At 69.6% G+C, this 22,906-nt stretch carries 10 protein-coding genes; 8 read left to right on the top strand and 2 right to left on the bottom strand.

The window, feature by feature from the left end; all coding sequences use genetic code 11:
- Together AB0K37_RS13175 and AB0K37_RS13170 are read right to left on the bottom strand one after the other, a co-directional pair.
- Positions 1-2,258 (bottom strand): protein kinase (locus AB0K37_RS13175; RefSeq protein WP_363979333.1); only part of this gene is annotated, 2,258 nt, incomplete at its 3' end.
- Positions 2,259-2,398: 140 nt separating this feature from the next.
- The gene (locus AB0K37_RS13170) at positions 2,399-4,486 is read right to left on the bottom strand and encodes an N-6 DNA methylase (RefSeq protein ID WP_363979330.1); all 2,088 of its coding nucleotides are present in this window, start codon (positions 4,484-4,486) and stop codon (positions 2,399-2,401) included.
- Positions 4,487-4,615: 129 nt separating this feature from the next.
- Here AB0K37_RS13170 and AB0K37_RS13165 point away from each other — a divergent pair, with 129 nt between their 5' ends.
- The 8 genes from AB0K37_RS13165 (at position 4,616) to AB0K37_RS13130 (ending at position 22,899) form a co-directional block, all read left to right on the top strand.
- On the top strand, positions 4,616-5,548 hold the full coding sequence (locus tag AB0K37_RS13165; protein WP_363979327.1) for an exonuclease domain-containing protein: 933 nt from the start codon (positions 4,616-4,618) through the stop codon (positions 5,546-5,548).
- Between the two features lie 153 nt (positions 5,549-5,701).
- Positions 5,702-6,175 carry a DUF4352 domain-containing protein gene (locus AB0K37_RS13160; RefSeq protein ID WP_363979323.1) on the top strand — a complete coding sequence of 158 codons (474 nt, stop codon included), beginning with the start codon at positions 5,702-5,704 and terminating at the stop codon, positions 6,173-6,175.
- Positions 6,176-6,247: 72 nt separating this feature from the next.
- Positions 6,248-7,606, top strand: a complete 1,359-nt coding sequence (locus tag AB0K37_RS13155; RefSeq protein ID WP_363979318.1) for a DNA repair exonuclease — start codon at positions 6,248-6,250, stop codon at positions 7,604-7,606.
- A gap of 5 nt (positions 7,607-7,611) precedes the next feature.
- On the top strand, positions 7,612-11,061 hold the full coding sequence (locus tag AB0K37_RS13150; RefSeq protein ID WP_363979336.1) for an AAA family ATPase: 3,450 nt from the start codon (positions 7,612-7,614) through the stop codon (positions 11,059-11,061).
- A gap of 90 nt (positions 11,062-11,151) precedes the next feature.
- Entirely contained in the window at positions 11,152-12,942 is a 1,791-nt protein-coding gene (locus tag AB0K37_RS13145; protein WP_363979315.1) for a hypothetical protein, read from the top strand.
- Between the two features lie 311 nt (positions 12,943-13,253).
- Complete coding sequence (locus AB0K37_RS13140) at positions 13,254-16,994, top strand: AAA domain-containing protein (RefSeq protein WP_363979312.1); 3,741 nt, start codon at positions 13,254-13,256, stop codon at positions 16,992-16,994.
- Entirely contained in the window at positions 16,991-20,380 is a 3,390-nt protein-coding gene (locus AB0K37_RS13135) for a hypothetical protein (RefSeq protein ID WP_363979309.1), read from the top strand. Before AB0K37_RS13140 ends, AB0K37_RS13135 begins: the two co-directional genes overlap by 4 nt.
- Complete coding sequence (locus AB0K37_RS13130) at positions 20,362-22,899, top strand: ATP-binding protein (RefSeq protein WP_363979307.1); 2,538 nt, start codon at positions 20,362-20,364, stop codon at positions 22,897-22,899. Before AB0K37_RS13135 ends, AB0K37_RS13130 begins: the two co-directional genes overlap by 19 nt.
- Positions 22,900-22,906 lie beyond the last annotated feature (7 nt).

The raw sequence follows: 22,906 nt of genomic DNA, 5'->3' as shown, positions 1-22,906 counted from the left end.
GACAGGAACTGGTGCAGCCGGAACGCGAACAGGGGCCGTTCGGTCACCGAGTGCTGGGCCTCCGAGCCGGCCTCCAGAGTGCGGCGGATCGCCTGCGCGCACACATCCTCCGGGACTCCGGAATCCCCGGCGAGGTCGGCGGCGGCCTCCTCGATTCTCGCGGGCGTCTGGCGGACGAGGCGTCCCGTGGGGTCCTCGGCGAGGCCGAACCGGGTCTCGATCCAGCGGGCCAGCGGATCCTTCACCAGGTCGTCGTAAGCGCGGGGGGCGGCGGACGCCCGCAGCCGCTGCGCCGGCACGGTGTCCGGGGGCTCCTCGGTGGCGCGCACCAGCGTCTCGCCGATGACGTCGTCCTTGTCGACCTCGGTCCCGAAGAGTGTGGTGGCGACGCGGGCCACCTCCTTCTTCTGGTCCTCGAAGGTTCCCTCGCTCGACATCGTCGCCGACGTGCCGATGCACTGCAGGTTCTCGGCCTGGCACGCCTCGCGCACCCGCCGGATGAGCAGGGCAACGTCCGCGCCCTGGCGGCCCCGGTAGGTGTGCAGCTCGTCGAAGACCAGGAACTCCAGGCCCTTCGCCATCCGGATCAGCGAACCGCGGTCCCTCGGCCGGGTGAGCATCAGCTCCAGCATCACGTAGTTGGTGAGAAGGATGTCCGGCGGATTGTCGCGGATCTCCCTGCGGCGCTCGTCGTCCTCCTGCCCGGTGTAGCGGGCGAAGGTGACCGGCTCACGGCCCACGCCGTAACCGTCCCGCAGGTACTTCTCCAACTCGTTGAGCTGGCTGTTGACCAGGGCGTTCATCGGATACACGATGATCGCCCGGACGCGCTTGCCGGGCGTGGTCTCACGCTCGCGGAGCACCCGGTCGACGATGGGCACGATGTAGGACAGCGACTTTCCGGAGCCGGTGCCCGTCGTCAGGACGTAGGACCGCCTGCGGTTGGCGGCTTTGATCGCCTCGAGCTGGTGCTGGTGCAGGGTGAGCGGACGCCCGTCGCACTTGGTGCCCCCTCGGGTCTTGCCCGCCTGGAAGATGCGGGCGCACTCCTCGTGGAGGAGCTTGCCGGCGCCGCTCAACTCCGAAACGGTGCCGCCGGACGCGAAGAACGGATTCAGCGACACCCACGGGTCCGGCCACTGGGACTTCTCGTCCAGGGTGCTCTCGACGTATGCGGCGATGCGGCCGTCACGGATGACCGTCCCGCCCTCGGTGAACTCCCGGTAGTTCTCGATGAGCTGCCGGTGCAGCCCGAACACGTCCATCACCGAACCCACTGCGGGGCGCGGCTTCTCCGTCGCGGGGGCCGGTTCGGGCGCGGGTGCCCGCCCGGTCGATGCGAGGTAGCGGACCGGGTCGTAGCCCGCCCAGTCCTCGACCGCAGCCTCGCCCTCGGCGAGCGGAAGGAGCGCCTCGCGGACCGCCACGGCGTCGGCCGGCCGGTCCTCCGGCTGCTTGCTGAGGAGCCGCTCGACCAGCCGGGCCATGTCCTCGGGGACGTCCGAACGCAGCAGCCGCAGTGGAGCCGGCGCCTCCGTCCGGTGCTTGTCCCCCAGCTCGTGCGCGTTCTCGCTCACGAACGGCGGGACCCCCACCAGCAGCTCGTACAGCATGCAGCCGAGCGCGTACAGGTCGGCGGCCTGCGTCACCGCCGCGTCGAGGAACTGCTCAGGGGCCATGTAGCGGGCGGTGCCCACCGTGACCCCCGTACTCGTCACCCTGCCGGCCTCGCCGTCGTCGATGATCCGGCCCATGCCGAAGTCGAGGACCTTGACCTGGCCTCCGGGGAGCAGCATCACATTCGCGGGCTTGAGGTCTCGGTGGACGATGTCGGCGCGATGCGCGACCGACAGGCCGTCAGCGATCTGTGCGCCGAGAGCAGCGGCCCAGGCCACCGGAAGCTGGGCGTGCTCCCCAGTGAGCACCTGCAAGGTGTGGCCCTTGAGCAGCTCCATTGCGATGAACGGCAGGCCATCGCCCTGGTCGAGGCCGCCCGCGATGATTCGAGGCAGGTTCGGGTGCTCGTTGAGGCGCTGCATGATGACGACTTCACGCTCGAACCGCTGAATGGCCTTCATATCGGCCCGCGAGTCGATGACCGCACCCGTCCGGCTGCGCAGGATTACCTTTACCGCGACCTCGCGGTCCCGGTCGGCGCCGTCCGCCTGAAGATCGATGGCGCGGTGGACCTCGCCCATGTTGCCCTTGCCGAGAGCGCCTGTCACGCGGAACCGGTTCGCGATGCGATCGGCAGTCACAGCCACACCCTCATCCCCCCGGGCGTCTCTATGGAGACGGGCCTCGGACATTTGTTGGCCACCACACGCCTATTAACGTGCAGACCGTTGTTAAACGGATCGTAGGGGCCCGCATGTCCGGGAAGTTCCGGGTTTCCCCGTTACTCGGCTTCATAAGGAAGCAGCGCACCGCTGCCGAGGGTGGCGGCCCAAAGGTCCGCCGTCTCGTTTGCGCAGGCAGCGGCCTTTCGTGCGCTGATTCGGAGTTCGTGGATCCTCCGGAACGCGTGACCATAAGCGGTCTGCTCCTCAAGTGTGAGCAGCGGGACACGTAGCCGAGGCGGCACGAGCTGGTATGTGGAGGAGCCGGTGGTCGCCTGGTTGACGTTGTCGGGTGCGCTGGCGAACCCGGCGAGGAACCACGGATCGAGACGTGCCGGGTCGGGCCGGAGCAGGAACACGCCGCTGCCGAGCAGGCATCCGGCGTCGTCGTCTCCGGCCACCCGTGTCGCGACGCCTTGGGGACCGACGACCTGGGTGACCAGGACGTCTCCCGCCTCGATGACGAACGGGTCGGCCAGGGGCGTCTCGTGTGCATCGCCGCTGGCCCGCGTGCCGTCGAGCAGGTCACGGGCCCGGAGCACGGGACGGGCCGCGAGGTCTGTGGGCGGGGTGTCGGCCGAGGAGGCCCGCACTCCCCGATGGACGGCGAGCGCGCCACCGCGGGCGAGGTCGGCGATCGTGGCGCTGCGCCAGGTGCGGCTCGCTTCCCCGGCCGAGGCCAGCGGCCCGATCTCGCTCGCCTCGGCCAGCGCGCCCACGTCCGCCTTGAGGCGCTCGGCGAGCCTGAGGACGTCGCGCAGGGCGGCTTCCGGAGTGACCAGCGGTGCCGTGCGGACGTGCCGTGCCGGTGAGAGATCGACGAGGTCGTCCAGGAGGTCGATCGTCGCCACTGCGCGGGCGGTCCCCGGGATCTCGGTGAACTTGGTCGGCGCGATGAACGCCTCCCACGTGCTGAGGATCGTCTTGCGGAGTTTGCCCGTGTCCGGTGCCTTGCCTTGGATGGACGGCTCCTCCGGGGTGGCGGCCTCGTCGGAGGCATCCATCAGCAGGACCTGGTCCGGGCCGGAGCGGCCGGCTTCGGGGCGTCGCAGTATCCACAGGTGAAGCCCGATGTGGTGCGGTACGGCGAGGCCCGGCGGGAGCGCGATGATCCCGCACAGTGCCCCCTGCCGCAGCAGTTCGACCCGGATGCGGCGGCCCGACGAGCGTGACGCGGTCGCCGGCGGGAGCAGCAGCACGGCGCGGCCGCCCTCGGCCAGATGCGCCAATGCGTGCTGGACCCAGGCGAGTTCCGGTTCCGAGCGCGGTGGCACGCCGTAGGCCCATCGCGTGTCGAGCGCGAGTTCGTCGTGCCCCCAGTCGCGGTCGCCGTAGGGCGGGTTGCACACCACGGCGTCCACAAGCAGGTCGGGGAAGGCGTCGTTGCGCAGGCTGTCCCCGGTCCTGACGGCCACGGAAGCCTTGGGCACCGTCTCGGCCAGCCGGGTCTTCGCTTGGGCCGCTGTGACAGGGCGGTACTCCTGGCCGTTCACGCTCGCGCCGGGCTTGAGGGCGGCCGCGGCCGCGGCGAGGAGGCGCCCGCCCCCGCAGGCCGGGTCGAGAACGTTGCGGACACGCTGGCCTTCGGACGTCGCCAGCCCGGCCATCAGGTCGGCGAGCGCCTCCGACGTCGGATGCGTCCCGCGGATGCCGACCGGTCCTTCGGTCTGATCGTCGAGGACGTCGAAGACGGCAAGCGGGCCTTCCTCGTGCGCCACCTTCGCCGCCGAGCGCAGGAGCTGCGCGGGGACCTCCGCAAGGCCCGATTGACCGGCTCCGGTCGACGAGAGCGTTTCCGCGTACAGCGCGATCAGTGCGTTGTCGTCCAGGGCCGCGGCTTCAGCGCGCTTCTTGGTGTCCAGCCCGGCCAAGTGCGCCGTGAACAGGGCCACGGCCTCGGCCTCGCGCGGCGCGCGGCCGTGCAGGTGCGCCCGCAGATCGTCCCTGGACGAGCGCGCGGGAAGGCGGCCCCGCGCGTCGAGCCACGCCTCGATCTGCGCCCGGTCGTAGCTGGGGCTGGCCTCCGTCCCCCCGCTGGGTTGCGGAAAGTCGGGGTGGCGCCGGCGCCAGTTGCTCACGGTCGCCCGTGTCACCCCGGCGAGCCGGGAGATCTCGGCGGCGGTCAGTTGCTCGCTCTGCGATGCCATCAGAACTTCCTCGTCAGCTTTCGGGAGCAGCGCCACTGTACACCATCCAATGATGCAAAGCTGTTTGACAGTGCTTTCACGCCATGCTCTCATGGTCATGCTTTCAACGGCTCGGCGCTAGGAGCGAGGATGACGAGTTGGGTGGCGATCGACTTCGAGACGGCGAACGCCCGGCGGGCAAGCCCGTGCTCGGTCGGACTGGTCAAGGTGAAGGGAGGGCGGATCGTCGAGGAGTGGTCATCGCTGATCAGACCCCCGGACGGGCACGACCACTTCGACGCCTTCAACGTGGGAATCCACGGCATCACGGCGGACCGCGTCAGAGACGCCCCCGGCTGGCCGGAGACACTGGAGCACATCGTCCGGTTCGCCGGCGAAACCCCCTTCGTGGCGCACAACGCGGCCTTCGACATCGGCGTCCTCGCCGACACGAGCCAGGCGAGCGGCCTCCGCGTCCCGGACCTCCGGTTCGCCTGCACGCTCGTGGTCGCAAGACGGACCTGGACCGGCCTCCTCGCCTACAAGCTCCCGGTACTCGCCGACGCCCTGGGCATCGAACTGCCGCACCACCACGACGCCGACGACGACGCGCGGGCGGCGGCTCAGGTAATGCTCGCAGCGCTGAGACGGCAGGGAACGGCCACCCTTGACGACCTACTCGCCGTCCACAGGATTCAGATGGGCTCCTACCGCGGCGGCGTCCGCCAGGGGTGCAGGTACCGGGGCGCCGCGCGGCGCGAGCCGTACCCGGACGCCGAGCCCAACGCCGACCCGGACAACCCGTTCTACGGGCTCACCGTCTGCTTCACCGGATCACTGCCGGACATGACGAGGACGGCGGCCGCCGAACGGATCGCCGCCTTCGGAGCCTGGACCGCCCCCCATGTCACCAAGTTCGTCGACCTGCTGGTGGTCGGCGGCGTCGAGCCTCGCCAGCTCGCCCCCGGGGCGAAGAAGACCGGCAAGCTCGCCAAGGCCGAGCGGCTCCGCGATGCCGGTCACGACATCACGGTCATCGACGCGGAGGAGTTCCACGAGCTCCTCGCGGTCGCCGAGGGCTGACCAGCTATGCGGAGGTCCGCCGCGGCCCCGCCCCCCAAGACGCGCCGCCGTCCGCTTGACCAGCCCTACCCCCAGCGGGCGGCGGCGCCCCTCCATCACGAAACCCATCCCAGGGCGCCATGCAGAACGCGTCCGGACACAAAGGAGCACCCCATGCGAAAGCTCATCATCAGCCTCGTCGCTGTCACCGTCCTCACCGCCGGCTGCAACCTCGAAGAGGACCCGGTCGCCGTCCAGTCGGCCGACCCGGGCAAGTCGGCGGGCAAGAGCGGCGCGGCGTCCAAGGGCAAGGCCTTCCCGATCAAGCTCACCGCCAAGCGGGCGCGCGCGAGCAAGAGCGTCCTGAGCGACGGCGGTGCCCTGTCCTGCGTCAAGGTCACCGTCACCAACCAGACCAAGAAGCAGCTCGAAGTCAACCCGCTCTACTTCTCGATCACCGACACCAAGAACACCAAGCACGACAGCAGCTCAGCCCTCGGCGAGTACGAGGGCCAGATCGACACCACCGAGCTCGCCCCCGGCGAGAAGGCCACCGGCCTGATCTGCGCGAAGGGAAACTTCCGCCCCAAGATCGTCGCCATGACCAACCCGCTCTTCTCCGAGGCTGCGCGAGCCCAAGTCGCCTGATCAGGGACGGGGCCAAAGGAAAAGGCGGTTCGTGATGCGAGACGCCGCTTCTTGACCCAACCCGGTCACCACATGGCGCTGTTTCGCCTCTTTAAGCAGATAAGTCGCAACACGCGGCTACCGTTTCGCAGGTCACTGGAGTTCCAGGGCCATCCCCGCATCGGTCGCCGACCCCACCTGAAAAGGGAGAGCATGAAGATCCTGCATGCCGCCGATCTTCACATCGACAGTCCACTGCGGGGCCTGTCCCGCTACGAGGGAGCTCCGGAGGACGACCTGAGGCTGGCGACTCGGAGAGCCCTCGACAACCTCGTCCGGCTCGCGACCGACCTGTCAGTGGACGCCGTGCTGCTGGCCGGCGACGTGTACGACGGGGAGTGGAAGGACTACCAGACCGGCCTCTACTTCAGTCGGCAGATGGCACTCCTCGGGCAGGCCGGCATCCCCGTCTACATGGTCTCCGGCAATCACGACGCGCAGAACCGCACGATGCGCACGCTCAAGCTCCCCGACAATGTGCACGTCTTCGCGACAGGGAAGCCCGAGACCGTCCGGAACGAACAGGCGGGGCTTGCAGTTCACGGCCAAGGCTTCGCCCGATGGGACCTGAGCGACAACCTCGCCGCCGGATATCCAGCGCGTGACGGTGGCCTGTTCAACGTCGGCTTGCTGCACACTGGGCTCGACGGCAGCTATTCCGATCACAAGCGGTACGCGCCCTGCAGTGTCGCAGACCTCGAAGCGAGGGACTACGACTACTGGGCGCTCGGCCACGTCCACAAGCAGCAGATCGTCCGGGACGAGCCGTGGATCGTCTATCCCGGAAACATCCAGGGACGGCACGCCCGCGAGACGGGACCGAAGGGCTGCATCGTCGTCACCGTGGACAGCGATCTCCTGGTCGAATCGGTCGAGCATCATGACCTGGACACCGCCCGCTGGGAGAGCCTTGACGTCGACGTCACGGGCCGCGACGACATCGACCAGGTGCTCAGCCTCGTCGCGCAGCGCTTCCAGGAGATTCCGGAGGAGAGGCTGACCGCCGTCCGCGTCACCCTTACCGGTGCGACGTCCGCGCACACCGCACTGTGGCGGGACCGCGAACGGATCCTCAACGAGCTTCGGGCGGCGGCCGGCCACCACCCGAACCTGTGGCTGGAGAAGGTCAAGGTACGCACGTCCAGCGAGGACGGCGGCGATTGCGGCGGGGGTGCCTCCGGGATCCTGACCGACCTCCACCGCGCCCTCACCGTGCTTGGCACCAACCCGGACGGTCTCATGGCCAAGCTCGCCGACCACCCGCTCATCGGAAGGATTCCGCCCGAGCTCAGGGGCCCGGAGGGTATCGCCCCGAACGATCCGGCGTGGATCGGCAGCCTGGCCGATGACGCCTACCAGGTCGTGGAGTCCCTGCTACAGGAAGCGCGGTGACCGGAATGCGCATCGAACGCCTCGACCTCATCGCCTACGGTGCTTTCGACGGCCACAGCCTGGACGGGCTGGGCCAAGCGGGCGTCCACCTGGTCTACGGCCCCAACGAAGCCGGCAAATCCACGGCACTGAGCGCCCTCGACCAGCTGCTGTACGGCATCCACCACAACTCCCGGTACGCCTTCCGGCACAGCAACCGGACGCGGCTGGGGGCCCGGCTCTCGGCGGCCGACGGGGTGGCCCTGGAGATCGTCCGCCGGAAGAGGCGCAAGGACGACCTCGTGGACGGCGACGGGGATCCGCTCAGCGAGGAGGCACTCGCCCCCTTCCTCGGTGGCGTCGACCGCAAGACGTTCATCACCGAGTTCGCCCTCAACAGCAACGAACTCCGCAAAGGCGGGGAACTGCTCGCCTCCGGTGAGGGCGACACGGCCCAACTGCTCGCCGCCGCTCGGTCGGGCATGCGCCTCAAAGCCGTCCTGGACAAGATAAAGGCCCGGCAACGCGAGCTGTTCCTGCCGACGGGGAGGAAGCCCGCGATCAATGCTTCGCTGGACCGGCTGAAGGACGTCCGGCAGCGGTCCCGCGCGGCGACCCTCCGCCCCGAACAGTACCGGGACGCCGAACAGTCCGCGGCCGAGGCGGAGCGGCGCCTCACCAAGACCGAGGCGGAGTTGCGGGCCGCGCGGCGGCAGCGGGAAGCCAAGCATCGACTCAAGGAGATCCTGCCCGCGCTGGCTCAGTGCCGCGATCTCGAAAAGCAGGTCGAGGAGATCAGCGCCCAAGGGCCGGCGGCCCCCGACGACATCCGCGCGGAACTCCCCGAGCTGCTCAAGCGGCGAAGCGAGCACATCGCGGTGCGTTCGACGAACGCCGGACACCTCGAGCGAGCCGAGCGGCAGCTCTCCGAAATAGGACAGGACGACTCCCTCATCCCGCACGCCGCCGCGATCGGACGGCTGGCCAGGGACATCACGGCGATCCTCGACGAACTGGACCGGCAGAACTCGGCGGCCGACGAGGTCTCCAGCAAGTGCGTCGAGGCCGAATCGCGGCTGCGTACCGTCCACGCGCAGGCGACCCTCGCCGACGAAGAGCTCTACCGGATCCCGGAAACCCTTCGCGGGGAGGGACAGAGGCTCCGGGACCAGGGCCGCACCCTCCGCGAAGGCCTCGATCACGCGCGGGACGCGGTGAAGCGATGCCAGGACAAGCACGAGCGACTCGGCAAGGAACTCAGCGCCCTCCCAGCAGGCGAGGACGTCTCGCAGTTGCAGAACGCGTACGCGTCCATCCCCGCCGGCCTGCCAGAGAAGCTGACCGACACCGAGGCCGACGAGAAGAAGCTGGACCACCGGTTCCGGCAGGCACGGAACCGGCTCGAACTGCCCGAGCTGCCGCCCGACGGCGTCCTCGACCTCCGGCTGCCTGACCAGGAGCAGGTCACCGGAGCCGTGCGGGCCTTTCAGGACCTCGCGGAGCGTTTCCGCGACCGTGCCGGAGAACTCGACGGCGCGCAGCAGCAGCTGGCGAAGTGCCGGCGCGCCCTCCAACGCCTCGTGACCGACGACGCGCCGCCGACACACGACGAACTTCACGCGCGGCGCGCTGAGCGTGACGACCTCATTGCGGGATTCCCCGACGATCCGAGTGGCTTGGTCTCGCTCAGATATGCCGTCCGGCGAGCAGACGACACCGCCGACCTGATGCTGCGGCATGCGGAGAGCGTCAACAAGCGGGCCGACCTCTCGCGCGAGATCACCGACCTGGAGGCCGCCATCCCCGGTCATCAGGCGGCCGTGGAGGAGGTGCTCGCCGAGCAGGCGCTGGAGCGCCGGCACTGGGAATCGCTGTGGGAGAGGTACCCGGCCCCGACACCCGGCATCGAAAAGGCGTCGAAGGTCTTGGACGACTTCGGCCGGCTCCAGACCAACGCGCGGGAACTACAGGACGCCCGCATCGAGGTGGAAGGTCGCCGTGAACGCCTCTACGCTCACACGGCCAGGCTCCAGTACCTGCTGCGCCTCGGCGAGGACTCGCCGGCCGTCGACGGGACGGCCCAGGCGGCCGCGATGTTCGCGGAGACGATGGAGACGGCACGGAGGCGCCTTCAGGAGCATGAGCAGACCGCCCAGGAAAGGGCAGCTGCAGAGCGCGAGCTGGCGAGCGCGGAAACCGACCTCGAAGAAGCGGAATCCGCGAAGGCCGATGCCGAGAAGGCTCTGACCGTCCACGACGGGCAATGGCAGCGGTTCCTGAGCGGGGCGGGTCTCGCCGCCGACCGGGACTTCGACGCCGCTCTCACCGATCTGGAAACCCTGTTCCACGTGACGGCGGAGGTCGATGCGGCGGAGACGACGGAGCACAAGCTCCGCCAGGGCGAGCAGCGGATCTCCGAGTTCGAGGATCTGGTGAAGGGCACGCTCGTTGCCTGCGGCCGGAGCGTTCCGGCATCCGCCACCGGCTGGCAGCAGGCCATCGAGACGCTGGAACACGACCTGCAGAGGCAACGGGACGGCGCGCAGCAACGCAAGAACCTGCTCGAACAAAAGGCCGACTTCGCCGAGCGGGTAGACGAAGCCAAGGCCGAACTGAGCGGGCTGGAAAGCCGCTTGCAGGACTTCTCCGCACGCCTCGATCTGGCTTCGATCGCCGAGCTGGAGGCCGCCGCCCAGCGCGCCGCCGCCTTGCGAGAGAAGTCCACCGCCCTCGCGAACATCCGGCAGACCCTTCCCGAAGGGCAGGAACTGGTCGTGCTCCGCGAACAGGCGGAGGAGACGTCCGCGGAGGAACTCGCCGACGAACTGGCCGAACTCGACCGTGAGATCGAAGAACTGGAGACGGCCAACGCCACCTGGCTCGAACAGCGCTTGGAGAGACGGCAGGTACTCGACGGCCTCGACGGGGGCGGCGACGCCGCCCGCGCCGAGGCCGACATCGCCCAGATCTGCGCCGAACTGGGCGAGGACGCCGAAGAGTTCCTGCGCCTGGAGGCCGCAAAGATCGCCATCTATGCCTGCATGGAGGAGTATCGGACCAATGACCAGGAACCCGTGCTCGCGCTGGCCTCCGACATGTTCGCCCAGCTGACTCGCGGGTCCTACACAGGGCTTGAAATGTCCGACGAGGAGCCTCCGAGCATCCGCGCCAAGTCGTCCTCGGGACCCCTGCTGGCGCCCGCCGCACTCAGTGAGGGGACGCGCGACCAGCTCTACCTGGCACTGCGCCTGGCCACGCTCGAACGCCATGCCGCAGCCGGCAACGCCCTCCCGATCGCCGTCGACGACATCTTCATGACATTCGACGAGCGGCGCACGGAGGCGGCCCTGCGAGTCCTGGACGGCCTGGCTGACCGGTTTCAGGTCATCATCTTCACGCACCACGAGCACGTCATCCGCAGTGCTGCCAAGGAACTGCCTGAGGGGCGGTGCCACGTACACCAGCTGCCCAATTAGCCCGAACGACACGAGAGGGACGGCACGCCGTGCCGTCGTCTTCCGCCAGCGAACGCTGGTCTCCCCGACGCGCCGCGTAAGGAGAAACGCATGCAGGACCCTTCGGGTTCGATGGATGACTCCGAGTCCGATGAGAACGGCCAGAGCGATACCGCCATCTCACCGGACGCGGACGAATCGACACCCGACTCGGACAGCGAGTCGACAGCGGCATCGACGGTCCTGGCGGAGGTGCTACCAGGGGTTGTCTTCGCCTTCGGTGAAGTCTCTGAGAAGCTCAAGCTCGACCTGAGGCTCGATCCGATCGACTTCAGGCTAGTGCCGGTCACCGACCACGAGAAGATCTCCGCATTCCTCGCCTCGACCGGAAACGCGGCGAACGTGGGCGGCAACCTCGCGAACGCATTCGCCAGTGTCGAGGGGGTCTACCGGCTCAGCGATGCGACACAGGCCATTCTGAAGGCCGGCGGAACGCTTGCCGTCAAGGATGGCGCGAACATCGGGGCGGTGTTCCTCAACGGCAAGGTCGTTCACCAGGCTCGCCTTATCCCGGTGACCAAGCTCAGCGCGGCGCAGAAGATGGCCGCCATCGGGCCGGCGCTGGCCATGGCCGCCCTTCAGTTGCAGCTGAGTGAGGTCGCGGGCCTCGTCAGGACCAACGTCGCGCTGACGAGCCAGGTGCTCACGACCGTGAACCACGAGCAGTGGTCCGCGCTGACGGGGCTCGTCGAAGCCGTCGATGCCGCATTCGGCGAGGCCCAAGAACTCGAATCGGTCACGCCGCACGTGTGGGAGACCGTCGCGACCAAGAGAGCAGAGCTGCTCAAGGCTCGTGACCAGTACCGACAGAACGTCGAAGGGCATGTCCGGAAGATCAGACAACTTGCCCCACACGGGCGCCGCGAGTACCTCGAAACGAACGCCGAGGCCATCGTCTTCGACGCCTATGCCCTCCGGTCCTCCCTCGAGGCATGGACCAAGTATCAGGTGCTCCGCGCCGCGAAGGTGAGCGCCGCCGGACGCGAGGACGAGGCGGGCCTCGTCGAAGTCATCGAGCGCGACACCCGTGCGGACCGCGACTCTGCTCTTACCAAGATGAGGAGCCTTGTCTGCTCGCTGACGCGGGAACTGCGAGTCATCACCGAGCTGCCCGGCCGCGCGACGATGCCGCTGACCCGGAACCGGAGGGACTCGAAGGCCGCCCGCCTGACCTGCGCTCAACTTCTCAAGGCGATCGAGCCTCTTGCCGATGCTCTCCACCCACCAGTCCCGCCGCTTGGGGCTCCGGACGTCCTATGCGAACCAGCGTCGCTGGAGACCGCTCCGTACCTTCGCACCTTGCGATGGTTCCTCGAGGACGGCGAGGCCCTTCGTGCCCTCGCCTTCCCCGAGCAGCTCGATGTCCTCGGTTCTTTCGGTGCGACCTCGGGCGGAGCGAGAGAGATGGTGGCGGCTGCGAAGGGCATGGCGGCGGCAGCGATCGACAAGGCGGCGAAGAACCTGGTCGCCGTCACGGATCGCCGCATCATCATGGCGAGGACCAATGCTTTCCGTAAGCAGGGCCAGATCGGGCAGGAGATCCCGATCAGCCAGGTGCGATACGTCCGATCGGCCGCACAGGACGGAAACGGGCGCTCGGCGATCGACGTCATCACGCCCGATGAGAACATTCGGTTGATCTTCTCGGCCGACATCGAGAACGCACAGGTCGACGCGCTAGCGGCCGTGCTCGCCGAGTCAATGACGATCCCGGACGCGGAGCGCTACGAGCTCCAACGGCGCCGCCACGCCGCCCTCGAAGCGGGCGAACAGAGCGAGAGCACTGGGACAAGGGCCACTGAACCGAATGAATCCGAGGCCGAGACCGGCGACTCCGAGTAAGGCGCGAGTCGGAGAAGTGGGGCCGCGACCGACGCACGCACTGGACCAGGCCGCGTGCGTCGGTCGGCGCGGTTCCAGGTGAGAGCCACGGACCGCTCTCCTGACGGCCTACGAACGGGCAATTTCGACTCCTGGAGCATGGGGGTTGCCGGGGTGTGATCGGCGAGCGGACTGACCACCGACGGTGCGGCTTGCGGTGACGTCTCCGAGGACGGCGCCTCGGGATACATCTCCAAAGGGACAAAAGTGGCCATATTTGAGGAAGCAGAACCAACTAGAAGCTGAGCGACCGTGGTGCATACTGCCTGTACGTGGCGGAATTGGACGGGGCGATGATCGTGGCGGTGCGCCAGGCCTGGGAGCTGGTTCGACACTTCTGTTGTGATGAGAGAACTGCGAAATATGGCCCTTATGTCCCACTGACTCCGGGCGAGGAACCGCAGCCCCACGTCCTGCTCGACGACCGCCTGTACAGCTTCGCGCTGATGGAGGGCGACGACCCCGATCTCACTGGAAAGCCTGTCAACGTCGAGGTCTACCTCGGGCTCTCCAAGCTGGGCGGGCTGCTGTGGGACCAAGAGATCCGGGCGCTGCTGCGCCTCTCGGGCCTCGACCACCCCGCCCTCCCGCAGCTGCGGGCCGGCGGCTACCAGGACGCGGAGACCGTGGCGAAGGCCGGGATGTCCGGCCCGGGCGTCGACGGTGCCGCGTTCGTGGTCACCGAGGGCGCCGACCGCACGCTCGCCCAGGTCGGCCCCGAACACTATGGCAAGGACCCGCTGGAGGCCCTGCTGCAATTCGAGCATTTGGCGGACGGCCTGGCCGTCCTGCACGACCTCGGGCTCTCGCACCGGAACCTGTGGCCGGGGGCCGTCGACCACGTGCGCGACGAAGCCGGCGGCCATCGGCTGCGGTTGGCCCGGTTCGAGCTAAGCGCCTTCGTGTCGAATCTGCTCACCGGCACGGCCGTCGACTCGGTGGCCGCCCGGGACGACGTCCGCCGACTCATCCTGGGGCAGGGGGCCGGGCCGCTGCCGTACCTGCCGCCAGAACGCTTGCGTTTTCTGCTGCCGCTGGACGACGAGACGCAGGCAGCCACCGAGAGCGCCAGAGCGGACGTCTACGGACTGGCCGCGATCGTCGGCGAATGGTTCCTCGGGCCGTTCCCCGCCGACCTGGTGCCTCGAGCGATCCCCGAAGAGGCGGACGGTCCGGGGACCGTCCGCGCGGTGCGGGACCGGTTGGACGCACTCGGCGAGCACCTGCGCGGTGCCTTGCTCAAGGCCGATCTGCCCACCGGGTTGCGCACGCTGCTGCGGCGCATGCTTGACAGGAATCCGGACGACCGTCCCACGGCCCAGGAGGTCGTCAACGAACTCAGCGAGACTCACGAGACCAACGTGGTGGAGCTCGGCGAGGCTGTCGAGGACCGGCCCTATCTCGTGGCGTTCATGCCGGACAAGTGCGACGAGACCATCGGCAGATGGGGCTGGCTCGAGTTCGACGCCGACACCCCCGACGGCATCCGGGAGACCGCGGCGCTACTGACCCAGGACCTGCGACATGCCCAGGTGCTGTATTCCAAGGAAGGCGCCGAACCGTACGTCGACGGCGGTGAGGCGGAGGCCAAGCGCCAGGCCACGACCGCGGTTCTCGGGGAGCGGGCCGTCTGGTTCTGCCAGATCTTCCGCCGCGGCCTCGCGTATGGCCGCGGTGAGCAGCTCCCCGACGTGCTGCTCATCAAGTACGTGGCCCGGCGTGATGCGCACAAGCTGCAGACCAGGCTCGACGACCTCAGGGCCGGCTCCCGCGCACGGCACCTGCCCGAGGTCAAGGTCTTCGATTACCGGCTGGCGGAAGGGCGGCTCGACGCGCTGCGCCGGGGGCGCCCCTCCTGGGTCCACTTCCTGGAGGCGGTCGCCCCGGTGAGCCGGGCCTCGGAACGGGAGCTCGACTACCAGAGAGCGATCGACTGGCTCCTGCAGTACCAGGGCGTCGAGCTGCAGGCGCGCCGCTACCCCTACAAGCTGGATCCGGACTACGTGAGCGCCGACGGCAGCGTGCTTGTCTACTGGGACCAGGCCCGCGACAAGGACCGAATCTACAAGCAGGCCCTGTTCACCAAGTACGCCCGCTACCCGGACCTGCGGCCGGACTTCGGCGACTTCTTCGGACGGCTGGAGAGCGAGGAGGGCGGCAGCGCCGACGTCGAGCTCTATCCGGGCGACACCGACCGCAAGAGCCCGGACGTCCAGGGAATCGCGGCGGAGGTGGTGCGCCGCGACGGGCGCGATCGCATCATCCTGCGCCGCCGGCCGGACCAGCCGAAGATCCCAGCCGCCGGCTGGATACGGCCGGTCGACGACATCGGCTCCGAATCGGTCCTCGCCCGCCAGGCCGACGCCCGCTGGGAGCTGTTCGCGCTGAAGCCGCTCACCCGGCAGCTGCGCAGGCCCTCTGGGGTCCGCACATTGCCGCACCGGTGGGCGAGGGCGGGGGACCGCCTGCTGGAGGGCGGCAAGAAGGCCGTCCAGAACATCCTCACCCATGAGCCGTTCTTCGCTCTGCAGGGCCCGCCCGGTACCGGCAAGACCACGGTGACGTCGCGGGCCATCGCCGCCTACCTGCGGGAGTGGCCGACCCACCGCGTCCTGGTGTCCGCCCAGTCCAACTTCACCCTCGACAACCTCGCCGCCCGCATCCTCAAGGACATCGGCGCCCGCGACGACAACGGCCCGACCGACCGGCTCGCCGACGTGCCGATCGCGCTGCGCATCGTCTCTCAGCGCGGCAACCCGGACCAGGCGATCAGGCCCTGGCTGCGGGACGATCTCGTCGTCCGGAGGTTCCGCCAGATGCGCACGCATGTGGACAAGATGTTCGCCGCCGGTGTGGACGACGAGCTCCGCCCGGTCCTCACCTACTGGCGCGCGCTGCTCAACGAGGAGGGGCGCGAGTCGATCCTGCCGGAGCTGGCCGACCGCCTGCAGCGCGGCGCGAACATCGTCTTCGCGACCTGCGCCACCGCGACCGTCCGGAACATCGGTGCGACGGGCGGAGACGTCTCCTTCGACTGGGTGGTGGTCGAAGAAGCGGCCAAGGCGTGGCCGACCGAGCTGGCCATTCCCCTGGTGCGCGGCACACGGTGGACGCTCATCGGGGACCACCATCAGCTGCCCGCCCACCGCCGAGACGAGGTCGTCCGGTTCCTTGAGGCCTGCGTCGGCGATCCCAACGCCGGGATCTCCATTGTCGGAGACAAGAAGCAGACCTACATCGACGCGTTCGACCTGTTCCGGAACCTCTTCGACACGGCGCCGCACCCGGGGGCCGCGGAGCGGCCGACGGCGATGCTCTCCACCCAGTTTCGGATGCGCAGACCCATCGCCGAGGTCATCAGCCGCGTCTTCTATCCCCGCGAGCGCGGCTCTGACGAGCCACTGCCCGACGACGGGCTGCCGCCGGGCGGGCTGGCGACCCACCACGACGAGGAGCCGTCACCGCTGCGGGCACCGCACTGGTTGCGGGAGCGCGCCCTCGTCTGGGTGGACACCGAGAGCCTGCCGTATTGCGAGGAGCGCCCCTACTGGAAGAACGAGGGAGAGGCGGAGCTCGTCAACGCCATCGTGTCGGCGATGGACCCGCGCCCCATGCCTGGCCGGGACGGGTACAGCGCCGAGCCGCTCGCCGTGCTGACCCCATACCGGCAGCAGGCGGATGTGCTCCGCCGCTACGGCGCGCTCACCGACCACGTTCAGACGATCCACGCGTTCCAGGGCCGCGAGGCCGACATCGTGGTCGTGTCGCTGGTCCGCAACAAGACGCGCGGCGGGGGCGGCGCCGCCGAGAGCTACGGCCATCTGAGCCGCCGAGACCTGGTCAACGTGATGTTCTCCCGGGCCCGCCGACTGCTGGTGATCGTCGGCGATTACGAGCACTTCGCCCGGTACGAGGACGGCGACGACGTCTTCTGGCAGCAGGTCTGCCAGGCCGTTGACCACTACGGCCACATCTACAACGCCTCTCAGGTGCTTCCGGCGGAGGGGCTGTGAGCGGCGTCGTCACCGTTTACGTCCCGTGCGACGTCGTGACCATCGTGGTCCGCATGGGCTACGGCGATTCCCTGTCGGCGATGGAGGAGCTGACGCTGCGCGCGGTGCACGCCGGGCTCTCCGAGCCCGACCAACTCGCGGAGCGGCTCGGGCTCGGCATCCGGCTCGTCCACGACCTCGTCTATGACCTGTGGCGGCAGGGTCACCTCGCTATCAACACCGAAACCACTCCCCTCACACTCGCGGTCTCCGACAAGGTGGCCCGCTGCCTGGACGCGGACCGGACGGAGGAGCTGCGCGGCGCCGAGAGCGTCTTCGAGCCTCGCGAGCTGATGATCGACAAGCTGACCATGCGGGTGCTGCCCGCCATGGGGCGGTTGAAGCCGTCCCGGGCCAGGCTCGCGGTACCGGTCGAGAGCCGGAAGGTGAGCCTCGCGGACGTCCCGCAGAGCGCGGTGATGAAAGCGCTGCACGACTCGCTGCACAAGGAACAGAAGGCCCAGCCCGTGGTGGTCGACCGTACGCGCGGACCCGTCGTCGGGCACCGGGCCCGCCGCGCGCTGTCCTACCGGCTGCCGCCGCCCGACCTCCGCAAACCTGCTGGCCGCCGCTGGATCGAACTGAAGGTCGCACCGCACTGGGACGAGGAGCTCCAACACCTGAGCGTGACCGTCATTGACGACCGGCTGTCCGCCGAGCTGCGCCAGGAGGCGTCCGAGCGGCTGACGCAGCTGATCGCCGACTCCCCGACCTCCGCCCTCGCCACCGAGCTGCGCGAACACGCCCAGGGCACGATGGTCGACCCGCCGTCGCCGGCATCCGCACTGCAACGCCTCGAACGCCGGATCAGCGGCGCCGCCGACATCCCGGCAGGCCAGCGCCGCAACTGGCATCTGGAGCTAGCCGGCGACGCCCGGCAGCTCGAAGGGCTGCTTCAAGCGCAAGTCCAGCGGGAGACCCCGGCTCACATCATCGCCGGGGAGGAGCAGGAACGCCTGTTGCCGCTGCTCATCGGCCGGGCCGAGACTCAGCTTGTGATCGTGTCGCCCTGGATCCGGTACCGGGCGCTGAAGCCCCTCCTGGATCCGCTGGCAGACCGGATCCGGCGCGGTGTCCGCGTCGTGTTCGCCTGGGGCGTCAACCCCGACACCGAGTTCAGCGAGGCATTCGACGACCAGACACGCAACGCGCTGGAGGACCTCGCCCGCGCGGCTCCGGGCGAGCACGTCCAGCAGGTCCTCCTACCGATGACGAGCGCGCGCACGCATGCCAAGCTCCTGGTGGTCGACGACCATACGGCCCTGGTGACCAGCCGCAACCTGCTGTCGTCCACGGGCTCGCTCTCCGAGCTCGGGGTCGTCCTGGAGGCCGGGGAAGGCGGATCTCCGGTCATCACCGACCTGCTGGGCTGGGTCCGCGCCGCAATCCCGTCGTACGAGCAAAGCCGCAGAGTCTATGTCCGCCCTGCCGAGTTCGCCGCCGCCCGCAACGTGTCCGGCGCGGCACGGCCGGGTGAGGCCGGCCCGGGCCCAGATGCGTCCGGCTACACATCCGTGTCGGAGGGCGCGCGGCCAGACGCCCCGCCGAGCGCCGCCGACATCGAAGCCCCCCGCGAGGACGTCACGGACGCCGCCGTCGAGGTCACTTCGCTGCGGCTCTGGACCAAGGCGTGGAGCGACCACGTCCAACGGAGCCGCGCTTTCCTGGAGAGCCGCACCTTGCCCTCCGTCCGCACGGTCACGGACGCGGCGCACCGCGGGCTCCTGCGCACCGCCCTCGTCAAGGCGGCGCGACGGGTGGTCATCGCCTCCCACGGGCTGTCCGCCGACGCCGTCGACACCGGGCTCATCGGCGCGCTGCGGTCCTGCCTGGACCGCGGAGTCGAGGTGACTCTCGTGTACGGCGACGGACGGCGGCTCACCGGGACGGACCGCCCCAGATGGGAGATCGCCAACGCGCATCTGGAGAACCTGAGGCGGGAGTATCCGGGGACGCTGAGACTGATCAGCGGCGGCAACCACGCGAAGGTCCTCGTCTGGGACGATGAGGCGCTCGTCGGGAGCTTCAACTACCTGTCGTTCGAGGGCCGGTACGGGCGGCAGCGGCTGGCGTCGGAGCTCAGCGTGCGGCTGACCGGCGAGGACATCGCCGACGCGGTGGCTGGCGCGGTAGGGGCGGCTCCGCTGGTGCGGAGCACGCAGAGCCCGCCGCGGCCCGCGGCGCCCGCCTCCGCGGGTGTGGCCTTCAACGCCGCGCAGCAGTTGCTCAAGTCCCACCAGGACGGTGACGCGGACGCAGCTGTGCTCGTCCGGAGCGTCCTCGCCAGCGCCGAAGACCCCTGGCAGGTCCTCGAAGCTCTCGGCGAGGAGCCCGATGCACCGCCCGCGCTCGTCACGCTGGTTGCGGCGCGCTGCCTCACCGACCACGCCGGCTCCGGGGAGCCGAGCATCCGCTGGCGCCGGTGGCTGATCGACCGCCTCTGGCGGAACGGGGACTTCGTGGAGGCCGCGGTGCTCCGGCAGACGCTCCCCGATCCGCGCCTGCGGCCGCGTCCCGCGCTCGCCATGCTCGCCGCGGCCCGCCACACGCCCGCCTTCGTCCCGGCCCTGGAAGACCTGGCCATGGACGACCCGGACGCCGGGGAATGCGTGGTCGGCGTCATCGCCGCCGCCGGTGCGGTCATTCTGGAAGGGAGCTCCTCCGCCGCCGATGTTCTGGACATTCTCGAGCCAGAGGTCAAGGACATGGGCATCTGGAAGGAACTCGTGGCGCGCACCGCAGAGTACCGGGCGGTGCCCGGAAGCCAGCCGATCACCCGGTCGACGCTCCGCGCCGCCCTGCAGGAATCCGAGCTCGACCAGGAGCGGGGGGACGCATGGGCGACCCTGGAGCGCCTCGTCGAACACGCGCAGTCGACCACGTTCGAAAACACCATCAGCACCCGGACGCACCGCGCCCTGTTCGACAGCGCGTCCGGAGTGTTCGCCGTGCTGGCGAAGCGCGTTCGGGAGCGCTCTCCCGAGGTGCTGCGCGCCTGGTCAGCAGAGCTGCCGACCAGGAACATGGCGCAGCTGGTCCAGAATGTCGGGGCGTCGGTGGCGCCCGGGAAGCCGCCGATGCACGGCAGCCACCTCAAACGGTACGTGAAACGGCTCGACCCGATCCTCGGCCAGGTCGACACCGTCCTGCGGCTGTGCCGGGACGGCAAGGAGCCGGGTGCGGGCGCGGCGCTGCCCGAGGAAGCGCTGAAGCTGTCGCAGTGGCTCGTGGACTCCTGGTCCTCCTTCACCGAGCGCGTCGGCGAATTGCCCGCACCGGAGGGGCGGCTCGCTCGCGCGTTCCTCGACGACCTGGAAGAGCTCGCCCGATGGGGGACGACCCGATGACGACCGAGCCGCTGATGGAGATCCTGGCGGGCTGGCCCGGACGCTGGCGCTACCCGGAGCTCGCCACGGCCCTGGCCGGCGGGCACCCGCTGGACGGGCTCGGCGCCGCGATGCGCGTGCTCTCCGGGCTCGCCGATCCGGTGACGGCGGCCGGCGGCATCGAACGGCTGATCGCTGTGGGCGAGTTCCAGCTCGTCGATGAGGTCCTCACCGGCGAGGACGCGTCCGCAGGTGGAGAGATCACCCCCGAGGGACTGCGCAAGCTGCACGAGAAGCTGGCGGAGGCCAGGCGAGCGGCCCGCGCGGACATCGAACTCCGGCAGGCGACGCTCGCCGAACGGGCTCGCCGTGCCGAGGTCCGCCCAGCTCCGTTGCCCGATCTCATGGAACTGGCCCAGTCCCGCCTCGCCGACGCGCAGGAGTTGCTCGACGGTGAGCTCGAGTGGATCGTCGCGGAGGAAGAGAGGGTCGCCGAGGAACTGACCGGAAGGCTGAGCACCGCGGCCGCGAGCGAAGCGCACCGCAGCGCCGTCCAGGCATGCATCGACGCCGGCGAGTTCCCTACCGCCCGGCGGCTCCTCGAAGCGGGGCGGGTCGACATGGACAGCGGCGGACCCTCCTCCGTGCCCCGCCCCCCGCACTGGGACTCCTCGTTGGGCACCACCCTGGAGGAGATCCTGCTTCGCTACACGCCGGATTCCGCGCAGCCGCAACGCTCGAACCATGCCCGGTTCATCGATGTCGGAGACTCTGGGCAGGAGGTCGTGGAGGCGCTGCGCCACCTGTCCGCCCATATGGACGAGCCCAACGTCGGTACGTTCGCCACGGTCCTCGGCCGGATGCTGGGCGAGGACGTCCGCCCACTGGTCGCCACCCACGATGGTGGTTTCCAGACGACGCTGCTCGGCCTTGACGACGCCCGGCTTCCGGGTCTGCAGGTGACCCGCCGCACCGGCATCCCTCTCTGGGTCGCCGAAGCGGACGCCCCGCCGCCCGCAGACCTGTCGCGGCCCCTCGTGTGGTTCGTCCCCGCGGCCCTGCGCACGGAGGCGCACCGTCCGCCCGGAACGGCCGTGCTCACCGCGCCGGACCTGCTGTGCCTGCTGGCCCGCCCCCCGCAGGGCGCTCAGTCCGGACCGGCGAGCCGCCGCGTCAATCTGCTGCGTGCGATCGTTCCGCAACTGATCGCCCCTCCGACCGGACTCGCCGGCATCACCGACGCCTCCCTCGGCATAGATCTGAACTCGGGCGCGTCGCCGCGCGAGACCCTCGCGTGGTTGCTCGATCTGTGCGGCGTCGCCGCCGACGCCGTCGTCGTCGACACCCTGGAGTACGAGACGGGCGCGCATCCGCTCGCCGCCTGGGTGCTCCTGGACCGGCTGCTGTCGGAGCCGCCCGCCGACCGCCGCCTCACGCCGGCCGAACTCGACGCCGTCCGGAGCAACGAGACACGCGGTCTTATCCGGGGCAGGGTCACCGCGAGGCTCGGCGCCCCGGAACGCGCGGTTCTCGGCATCGCCTACACACTGCACCGGGATGCATCGTTCAGCGCCGCCGACGTGCTCACTGACGTGTCGCTCATGGGGCTCGACGAGGAGGAGACCGACCAAGCCGTCCAGCACCTTGCCCCGGAGACCGTCCTGCCGCGCCTGGCGGGCGAAGCACTCCTCAGAGAACACCCGGACGGCTACGCGACTCTAGGCTCCGGCCTCGGGGAGGTGATCGCCGAGGGCGCCGAGAACATGGCGGGCCGAGCGCTGCGGGAGCTCGTCGCGCAAGCCGACGACGCCGAGGCCGCCATGATGGCGATGCTCGCAGGTCAGGCCCTCGTCCAGGTCGGCCACCGCAGCGACAACATCGTCATGGGCACCCAGGAGCTCCTAGACGCGCTCGCGGACGAGCCGGATCCCGACGCGCGCGCCCGGCTCCTCGCACGTATTCGCGAGAACGTCGCCCGGCTCAGCGGCGGCCAGTACCGCAGGGCGTTCGAGGAGCTCCAGCGTCCGCCGGAGGAGTGCGACCTCACCGACCTCGTCCGCAAGCTGGGCCGCAGAGTGGAGTGGCAGGAGGGCATCGAGATCTCGCTCCGTGGCGACGGCGCGGGCGGGGCTGCCGTCCACGCCGTCCGCGCGCTGCTCGAACTCGCCCTGGAGAACCTGCTCGTCAACGCGGTCCAGGCGATGCGGAAGGCTGAGATCCCGGCGGAACGGCAGGAGGTCAGCCTTTCGGTGCGCGGCACGGAACGGGACGGCCCCGAGGACCGCCCCGGACCGTGGAACATCGTGGACATCGAGGACGCCGGGCCGGGCCTGACGCGAGAGGACCGGGCAAGGCTCCTGCGTGGCGACACCTTCTCCAAGCACGGCAGCGGCGGGACGGGGGTCAGGGAGGCGCGGGAGATCGTCCGCAGGTTCGGGGGCGCGATCGAGATCCTGCCGGGCTCGGAGCTGCTCGGCGGCGCGCACCTGCGGGTCTGGCTACCGCGAACCGCTACCGACCCGGCACGCACAAGGTCCTGACGCGGGC

It is taken from the genome of Actinomadura sp. NPDC049753 (assembly GCF_040674655.1).
GTDB classification, from domain to species: Bacteria; Actinomycetota; Actinomycetes; order Streptosporangiales; family Streptosporangiaceae; genus Spirillospora; species Spirillospora verrucosospora.
The sequence above is the reverse complement of the archived record's forward strand: the minus strand, read 5'-3'. Positions and strand labels throughout refer to the sequence as shown.